At 60.6% G+C, this 8,972-nt stretch carries 5 protein-coding genes; all 5 read right to left on the reverse strand.

Annotation, left to right across the window (positions count from 1 at the left end; genetic code table 11):
- Nucleotides 1-113 precede the first annotated feature (113 nt).
- The 5 genes from NMK_RS17210 to nirB all read right to left on the reverse strand — a co-directional run bounded on the left by NMK_RS17210 (nt 114) and on the right by nirB (nt 8,694).
- A complete protein-coding gene (locus NMK_RS17210; protein ID WP_109017006.1) occupies nt 114-2,798 on the reverse strand; it encodes a nitrate reductase in 2,685 nt (894 codons plus the stop codon).
- A 14-nt stretch (nt 2,799-2,812) separates the two neighbouring features.
- Nucleotides 2,813-3,124 (reverse strand): nitrite reductase small subunit NirD, encoded by a 312-nt coding sequence (nirD, locus tag NMK_RS17215; RefSeq protein ID WP_109017007.1) that lies wholly within the window; start codon nt 3,122-3,124, stop codon nt 2,813-2,815.
- Nucleotides 3,125-3,243: 119 nt separating this feature from the next.
- Entirely contained in the window at nt 3,244-4,929 is a 1,686-nt protein-coding gene (locus NMK_RS17220; RefSeq protein WP_109017008.1) for a bifunctional protein-serine/threonine kinase/phosphatase, read from the reverse strand.
- 51 nt (nt 4,930-4,980) lie between these two features.
- Nucleotides 4,981-6,192: a nitrate/nitrite transporter gene (locus NMK_RS17225; protein ID WP_109017009.1), complete on the reverse strand. Its 1,212-nt coding sequence runs from the start codon at nt 6,190-6,192 to the stop codon at nt 4,981-4,983.
- A gap of 72 nt (nt 6,193-6,264) precedes the next feature.
- The gene (gene nirB, locus NMK_RS17230) at nt 6,265-8,694 is read right to left on the reverse strand and encodes a nitrite reductase large subunit NirB (RefSeq protein ID WP_109017010.1); all 2,430 of its coding nucleotides are present in this window, start codon (nt 8,692-8,694) and stop codon (nt 6,265-6,267) included.
- Nucleotides 8,695-8,972: the final 278 nt, after the last annotated feature.

Consider the following 8,972-nt stretch of genomic DNA (forward strand, 5'->3'; position numbering starts at 1 on the left):
CATATTACAACGTGTTGCGGATAAATGTAGGGAAAGGACTACTTCATCAGGATCATTCCTCCGGTCTTGAGGAAAGCACTATCACGGGCATGCCGTCGCATGCCCGTGATGGTTTAACCCAGCATTTTCTTGAGTTCTGGCACGCACGAACCGCATTGCGTGCCGCATTTGAGGCGGGATTGCAGTTGGGAGAGATCGGCACCCTCGGTAATCAAGGCCTTGATCTCGTTTTCCGACACGTCCATGCAACTGCACACGATGCGCCCACGGCCCTGCTTGCCGCTCGGTGGCGCGTTGACCGGGGCCAGCGCCCACAATCGCACGTCCTCGGGAAAACCGTCCTGCGTCATGACTTCCTTCAGCCAATCGGCTGCCAGCGTCTCGCCCACCAGGCGCACGCCGGTCACCTTGCCGTTTTCCACCACCACGCGTTTGGAAATCCCGCGCTTGGGGTCGCGGTAGGTCAGGCACGGCACGTCTTCGGTGAGTTCGAGCAAGGCATCGAGTTCGTCGATCAGTGCTTGCGACGCAGCTGTCGCACCGGCGGCACGCAGCACCACCATGCCGTCATCGCGGCCGTAGAGCCCGCAATTGGCATATTCGAAGCGCGCCAGCATCGGCTGCAAGGCTTCCATCAACTTGAGCGTGTCGCGTCCGCGCCGCATGACGATCAGCCGCCACGGCAGTTCGGCTTTCTCCACCTTGATGGCGGCATGCTTGAGTTCGGGCTGTTTGGAAACCGGGTCGAAATTGCTCAAGGTCAGCGCATTCACGCCCGCCCCATTCATGAACTGGCCACCCCAGTGCATGGGGATATAAGCCTGGGCCGGCATGACTTCATCCGACTCCTTCACACGGAGCATCAGGTTGCCGCGGCGGCTGCTGACTTTGACGAGATCGCCGTTCTGCAACTGGCGCCGCGCCATATCGTCGGCGTTCATCGCCAGCATTGGTTCCTCGACATGATTAAAGAGCTGAGGCACGGTGCCGGTGCGGCTCATGCCGTGCCATTGGTCGCGCATGCGGCCTGTGGTCAAGTGGAATGGAAAGCGCGCATCGGTTTTCTCCGCCACGGCACGATACTTGGCGCTGACGAACTTCGCCTTTCCGCCGGGTTGCGGGAATACGCCGTCGGCATACAACCGTGCCTGGCCTTGCATGGCGCCTTCAGGCAGCGGCCATTGCTGCGGCCCTTGGCTATCCAGCATGGCGTAGCTCAAGCCTGTAATGTCGAGATCGCGGCCGCGTGTGGTCTCGCGGTGCTCATTGAAAATGGCTTCCGGCGCCTCGTATGGAAACAGCTGCAAGGCCTCGTAGCCTTTTTCCAGCATGAAGCCCAAGCGCCGGGCGAAATCGACCATGATCTGCCAATCCGGGCGCGTTTCGCCCGGCGCGGCCACGGCGGGTACCACGTGGGTAATGCGCCGTTCGGAATTAGTGACGGTGCCTTCCTTTTCGCCCCAGGTCGTCGCCGGCAGCAGCACGTCAGCGTAACGGGCGGTGTCGATATTGCGATAAGCGTCCTGCACCACGAGGAAAGGCACGTTGGCTAGCGCTTCATGCACACTGCCGAGGTCCGGCATGGATTGCGCCGGGTTGGTACAGGCGATCCAGAGCGCCTTGATCTCGCCGTTCTTCACGGCATCGAACATTTCCACCGCACTCTTGCCCGGCTTGTCCGGCACCTGCTCGACACCCCAGAACGTTGCGATTTCTGCGCGATGTTGCGGATCGGCCAGGTTGCGGTGCGCCGACAGCAAGTTCGCCATGCCGCCCACTTCTCGGCCGCCCATGGCATTAGGCTGGCCGGTGAGCGAAAACGGCCCTGCACCGGGCTTGCCGATTTGGCCGGTGGCAAGGTGCAAGTTGATGAGCGCGGCGTTCTTGTCGGTGCCGCTACTCGATTGGTTCAAGCCCTGGCAATACATGGACAAGGTCGGCCCGGTGCCGAACCAGCGCGCTGCGGTGACGATATCCGCTTCGGGCACGCCGCAGATGTCGGCAACCAGCTTGGGCGTGTATTCGCGGACGGTCTCCTTGAGCGCGTCGAAACCTTCGGTATGGGCGCGGACGTAATCCATGTCCACCAGCCCTTCCCACAGCATGACATGCAGCATGCCGTTAAACAGCGCTACGTCGGTGCCGGGCTGGATGGGGAGGAACAGGTCGGCGCTCTGCGCGGTATCGGTACGGCGCGGATCGACCACGATGAGCTTGAGGTCGGGATTGTTCTTGCGAGCGTCCTCGATACGGCGGAACACAATGGGGTGCGCATACGCCGTGTTGGAACCGGCAATGAATAGGCACTGGGCGTGATCGATGTCTTCGTAGCAAGCAGGCGGAGCATCTGCGCCCAAGGTGGCCTTATAACCCGCTACCGCAGAAGACATGCAAAGACGCGAATTGGTGTCGATGTTGTTGGTGCCGATCAAGCCCTTGGCGAGCTTGTTGAAGACGTAATAATCTTCAGTCAGCAGCTGGCCCGAGATGTAGAAGCCTACGCTGTCAGGCCCGTGCTCGCGGATGGTCTGGGCAAAATGCTGCACGGCGTGGTCGAGTGCGTCGTCCCAGCTGACGCGCTGCCTTGGCTCGTGTTTCTCCAGCCGCATCTCCGGGTAGAGCGCCCGCAGGTCGTGCCGCGCCGTGAGGTGCAGCGTGGAGCCCTTGGTGCACAAGCGGCCGAAGTTGGCCGGGTGGTCGGGGTCGCCGCGCACGCCGACGATGCGGTCGCCCTCCGACTCGATAATGACCCCGCAGCCGACACCGCAATAGCAGCAGGTGGATTTGGTTTCTTGCATCGCTTTTGCGTTTCTTATACGTCCAGGAACACTTCGCCGTTTTCCAGCTTGACAGCGACGCACGGCGCATGGCCCTCGTCCGGCGCTATCGCGTTGCCGTCGGCGAGCTGAATGTTCCAGCCGTGCAACGGGCAGGTGACCTTGTGGCCGTGGACGATGCCTTGCGATAGCGGACCGTTCTTGTGCGGGCACTTGTCGTGCAGCGCAAACACCTGGTCGTCCTCAGTGCGGAACACGGCAATGTCCGCTTGGCCATTGCGCTTGACGACGCGCGAGCCCAGGCGGGGAATGTCTTCCAGGTTGGCGATCTTGGTCCAGTTACTCATGCTTGCTCCGATAGTTCCAATCAAAACTTCAAATCAAATAAAACGCGGAAAGCATTCCGCTCCCTCAAATGTTCTCAAACGTCTAGTGCGTCCTTAATTTTGTGCTTTTTTGTCATCGTTCACGACACAAACAACAGATACAGCAAAAACGCATTCATCAGCAGCGACAGCACCAGCACCCAGTGCCAACCGCGCATGCGCCCCGCCAGCGGCGTACGCGGCGGCGGCAGGATGGGACGGCGCTCGCCGACTTCCAGCGCCAGCAGCATTTCCTCGGCGGTCTCGAAGCGCGTCTTGGGGTCTGCTGCGACAGCCTTCAATACGATGTTTTCCAGCCATTGCGGGATATCCGGCCGATAGCGCGTGGGGGCCACTGGCGTGCCGAACCGCGGGTGCTGGAAAGGTTCGATCTCGCCATGCGGATAACGCCGCGTCAGCAAGTGATACAGCGTCACCCCGGCGCTGTAGAGGTCGCTTTGCGGCGTGGCGGCCTCGCCTTCGAATAATTCAGGCGCCATATAGCTCGGCGTGCCCGGCGTTCCTGGACGCAGATTGCCCACGGCCGGGCTCATCGCTACACCCAGGTCGAGAATTCGCAACTTGCCGTCGTCGCCCAGATGCAGGTTGGCGGGCTTGATATCGCGGTGCACGATGTTGAGCCGGTGCAGCGCGCCCAGCCCTTTCGCCAGCCGGATGCCGATTCCCGCCACATCCACGGCGGAAAAATGCTGGCCGCTATCGAGCTTTTGCTGCAAGTTGTCGCCCGCGTGCCAGCTCATCACGTAGTACAGCGCACTGCGGCGCTCGGTCGAAACCGGCAGAATCTGCGGGAAGTAATGCGCCACGACCCTTTTGCCCAGCCACTCTTCGTTCAACAGGCCGTTGCAGCTTTCCACGTCGTCCGCCATGAGCGGTTGCAGCGTTTTCAGCACGCACAGCTGACCGTTGGTGAGGTTCTTCACCTTGTAGAGCAACGTGGCGCGCGATTCGTGCAGGATTTCCTCCACTTCGAAGCAATCCAGTTGCTCGCCCGTCTTGAGCCGCGGCGGCACGCGCAGACGCTTGGCTTCGGCCACCAGATCGGAAAGATTTTCCTCACCCGTTTGTTCGACGCGGACCACCAGCGCCGAGGCATTATCCTGCCCGCCCTGTGCCAGCGCCTTGGCGACAAGATCGTCTGCTGCCATCTGCGGGCTTTGGTAAAGACTCAGGATGGCGTGGATATCTTTCTGCGGCAAGCGATCCCAGACCCCGTCCGTCATGAGCGCGAACACGTCGCCCGGCTCCAGCTCGCCCTCGGCGTAATCCACCAGCAGTTGCTGATCGAGGCCGACGGCGCGCTTCAGCACGTGCCTCATGTCGGGACGGTCCCACACGTGGTCGGTCGTCAGCAGTTGCAGCTCGCCGTTCCGCAAACGATAAACCCGGCTGTCGCCGACATGGGCCAACGTGAAATGCCGCCCGCGCAGCACGATCATGGACAGCGTCGTCGCCATGCCGGCCATGTCGCGATGGCTGGCGGCCTGCGACAAGATCCAGCGGTTGATGGCCGAGAGCACCTTGTCCAGCGCAGCCTTGGTTTCCCAGGTTTCGGGGGTAGCGTAGTAGTCGGAGAGCACGCCGCGCACGGTCATTTCCGCCGCTTCGCGCCCCCCGGCATTACCGCTCACGCCATCGGCCACGGCCAGTAGCGCCCCCTTGGTCGCCAACTGCTCGTCCTGCGGAGTTGCAGCGCCGCAATAATCCTCGTTGCGTTCGCGCGGACCTGCGTCGCTGGCCTGGCCGATAGTGAGCTGCAATGGCATTTACGAATTAAACCTTACTAACTTGAACCTTGCTGACTTAATTCGTGCTTATTAAACCTTGGCCGTGGTCGCCGTGACCGAGCCCCACGTGGTACGCCAACGGGTCTTCACACTGGAAAGCCCGATCATGGCGAGTACCGCAAGTGCCGAGAAAATCATCAGGCCGGTTTCGTAGCTGCCGGTCACCTGCTTGGAATAACCCAGGCTGCTGGCGAGGTAGAAACCGCCCACGCCGCCCGCCATGCCGACCAGGCCGGTCATGACACCGATTTCCTTGCGGAAGCGCTGCGGCACCAGTTGGAACACTGCGCCGTTACCCATGCCCAAGGACAGCATCGCTGCGACCACGACGGCGAGGCCGAGGAAAGGCTGTGAAATACCGAAGCTCAGGATGAACAGGAAAGTCGCTGCCAGTGCGTACATCAACAGCAGCGTGCGAATACCGCCGACGCGGTCGGCCACGTTGCCGCCAAGCGGGCGCACCAGGGAACCAGCAAACACACAGGCCGCGGTGAAATAGCCGGCGACGATGGGCGTCAAGCCGTACTGGTCGTGGAAGTAGATGGTGAGCGAGGATGCCATGCCGACGAAACCGCCGAAGGTCACGCTGTAGAAGAACATGAACCACCAGGCGTCCTTGTCCTTGAGTACGTTAAGGTACTGGTGCAGAGACTTGCTGGGCGGTGTTTCCGGGCTGTCCTTGGCGAGCAGCAAGTAGACCACGAAGGCGAAAGCCAGTGGGATCAGCGCGAGGCCGAACACGTTGTTCCAGCCGTAAGCGGCGGCCAGGCCCGGGGCGAACAATGCGGCCAACGCAGTACCGGAGTTACCGGCCCCGGCAATCCCCAGCGCCGTGCCCTGATGCTCGGGCGGATACCAGCGCGAAGCCAGCGGCAAGGCCACGGCAAAGGCCGCACCGGCCACGCCCAGCGCAATGCCCAGCAGCAAGGTTTGCTGGTAGGTATGGATGCCGTTGATCCAGGCGAACAGCAGTGCGGCCAGCACGACCACTTGGCCGATAATGCCCGCCTTCTTGGGCTTGAGGTGATCTACCAGCACGCCCATGACGATGCGCAGCAAGGCGCCGGATAAGACCGGCGTAGCGACCATCAGGCCTTTTTGCGCAGGCGTGAGGTGCAAGTCGGCGGAAATCTGCACGGCCAGGGGGCCGAGCAGCACCCAGACCATGAAGCTCAGGTCGAAATAGAGAAAGGCGGAAAACAAGGTAGGTTTGTGCCCGGCGTTCCAGAAGCTGCTTTTCATTGTAATGTCTCCTCGTGCGCCGCCCTTGGACCTGCACCGGCAGGTCCAATCGCAGCAACACGCAACGGGGTTTTAGAGGGTGATCGGTTCGAATTCGCGGCGCGCTTGAGCTTCCTCGACGCGCTTCTTCCAAGGGTCCGGTGTACCTTGCAGCGAGTACAGCAGGCGCTCGTACAGGGCGCGGCGGCCTTCGGCATCTTCGAGGATGTGCTTCTTCACATACTCCATGCCGACGCGCTCGATCCAGTGCACGGTACGGTCCAGATAGCGGGCCTGCTCGCGGTAGAGCTGGATGAAAGCGCCGGAGTATTCCAGCACTTCTTCATGCGTCGTGACCTTGCACAGGAACTGCGCCACCTCGGTCTTGATGCCGCCGTTACCGCCGACGTAAAGCTCCCAACCGGAGTCCACGCCGATGATGCCCACGTCCTTGATGCCGGATTCGGCACAGTTGCGCGGGCAGCCGGAGACGGCCAATTTCACCTTGTGCGGTGCCCACATGTGGTCGAAGGCGCGTTCCAGTTCGATACCCATGCGGGTGGAATCCTGCGTGCCGAAACGGCAGAACTCGGAACCGACGCAGGTTTTCACCGTACGGATAGATTTGCCGTAGGCGTAGCCGGAAGGCATGTCGAGATCGGCCCATACCTTGGGCAGGTCGTCCTTCTTGACACCGAGCAGGTCGATACGCTGACCACCGGTGACCTTGACCATCGGGATTTCATACTTGTCGGCCACGTCCGCGATCTTGCGCAACTGATCCGGCGTCGTCACGCCGCCGTACATACGCGGTACGACGGAATAAGTGCCGTCCTTCTGGATGTTGGCGTGGGCGCGCTCATTGATGAAACGCGATTGCGGGTCGTCCTGCGCCTCGTGCGGCCAGGTGGAAACCAGGTAGTAGTTGAGCGCCGGGCGACAGCTGGAGCAGCCGTTGGGCGTGCGCCAATCCATGAAGTTCATGGCTTCAGGGATATTGAGCAGCTTCTGGTCGCGGATGATCTGGCGCACTTCCTCGTGGGTCTTGTCGGTACAGCCGCACATCGGCTTGTTGGTCGACTGCGGGGAGTACCCGCCGCCGAGGGTGGACGCCAGAATCTGCTCGACCAGGCCGGTACAGGAGCCACAGGAAGCCGACGCCTTAGTGGTCTTGCGCACGTCTTCCAGCGTGAACAGGCCTTTTTCCTTGATGGCCTTGACCACGGTGCCCTTGCACACGCCGTTGCAGCCGCACACTTCCATGTCGTCGGTCATGGCCGCAGCCTTGTTCTGGCCGGCGTGACCGAGGTTGCCCAAGCTGGCCTCCTGGCCGAACATCAGGTGATCGCGGATTTCCGCGATGCTCTTGCCGTCGCGCAGCATCTGGAAATACCAGCTGCCGTCGACGGTATCGCCATAAAGCACGCTGCCGACGATTTTGTCGTCTTTAATCACCAGCTTCTTGTAGACGCCGCCGACCGCATCGTGCAAAACGATTTCTTCGGTATCTTCACCGCCGGTGAAGTTGCCTGCAGAGAACAGGTCGATGCCCGTGACCTTGAGCTTGGTCGAGGTCACGGAGCCGGTGTAGCGGCCGATACCGAAGTTGGCGAGGTGCGTGGCGCACACCTTGCCCATTTCAAACAGGGGAGCCACCAGGCCGTACGTGGTGTTGCGGTGCGCAACACACTCGCCCACGGCGTAAATACGCGGGTCGTAGGTCTGCATGGTGTCGTTGACCACGATGCCGCGGTTGCAATAAATGCCCGCAGCCTTGGCCAACTCGATGTTGGGACGGATACCGACGGCCATGACCACGAGGTCGGCCGGGACTTCCTGCCCATCCTTGAAGCGCACGGCCTTGACGCGGCCGTTTTCGCCGATGAGCTGCTCGGTGTGCTTTTCCAGCAGGAACTTGAGGCCTTTTTCTTCCAGCGAATTTTGCAGCATCTTGCCGGCCACTTCATCGAGCTGGCGTTCCATCAGCCATTTATGGATGTGCACAATGGTGACGTCCATGCCGCGGATCGCCAGACCGTTGGCGGCTTCCAGACCCAGCAGGCCGCCACCGATGACGATGGCGTGCTTGTATTGCTTGGAAGCGTCGATCATGGTGTCGACGTCCTTGATATCGCGGAAGCCGATCACGCCTTCCAGATCGTTGCCCGGTACCGGCAGGATAAAAGGATCGGAACCGGTCGCAAGCAGCAGGCGATCGTATTCAGCAGTGGTGCCGTCCTCGGCGATGACCAGGCGCTTTACGCGGTCGATCTGGGTGACCTTCTTGCCGGTATGCAGGGTAATGCCATGCTCGGCGTACCACTCACGGCTGTTAAGAATAATATCATTGATGGTTTGTTCGCCTGCCAATACCGGCGACAACAGAATACGGTTGTAGTTGGGGTGCGGCTCCGCGCCGAACACCGTAATGTCGTACATCTCCGGACTGATTTTCAGCAACTCTTCCAGGGTACGTACCCCGGCCATCCCGTTGCCGACCATCACTAGCTTCATCTTGCTCATTACCTGGCTCCTCGAATTCATCTAATCACTCAACTGCCTGCCCCGCTGCGCACCATATACGCACATTTTTTATAAGGATTTCGCGGAAGCTTGGTTGCCCTCTTCAAAGCAGCATCTATGCCACATCTTTTAAAAACAATTTAATCAGTCAGTTATAGAAAAACATTTGAACATCTGGCGTCATGCGGCGCCCTATTGCAGTGCCGTGCACCACGCCGACTTGGGCGAGGTGCACGGTTTGGTGCATCAAATCGCACGTTAGAACGTGTACATCAGCG

The organism is Novimethylophilus kurashikiensis (genome assembly GCF_003112435.1).
GTDB classification, from domain to species: Bacteria; Pseudomonadota; Gammaproteobacteria; order Burkholderiales; family Methylophilaceae; genus Novimethylophilus; species Novimethylophilus kurashikiensis.

What these genes read in the sequence shown, in the direction of transcription:
- NMK_RS17210 (WP_109017006.1), bottom strand. Translation starts at nt 2,798, where the DNA reads ATGCAAGAAACCAAATCCACCTGCTGCTATTGCGGTGTCGGCTGCGGG.
- nirD (WP_109017007.1), bottom strand. Translation starts at nt 3,124, where the DNA reads ATGAGTAACTGGACCAAGATCGCCAACCTGGAAGACATTCCCCGCCTG.
- NMK_RS17220 (WP_109017008.1), bottom strand. Translation starts at nt 4,929, where the DNA reads ATGCCATTGCAGCTCACTATCGGCCAGGCCAGCGACGCAGGTCCGCGC.
- NMK_RS17225 (WP_109017009.1), bottom strand. Translation starts at nt 6,192, where the DNA reads ATGAAAAGCAGCTTCTGGAACGCCGGGCACAAACCTACCTTGTTTTCC.
- nirB (WP_109017010.1), bottom strand. Translation starts at nt 8,694, where the DNA reads ATGAGCAAGATGAAGCTAGTGATGGTCGGCAACGGGATGGCCGGGGTA.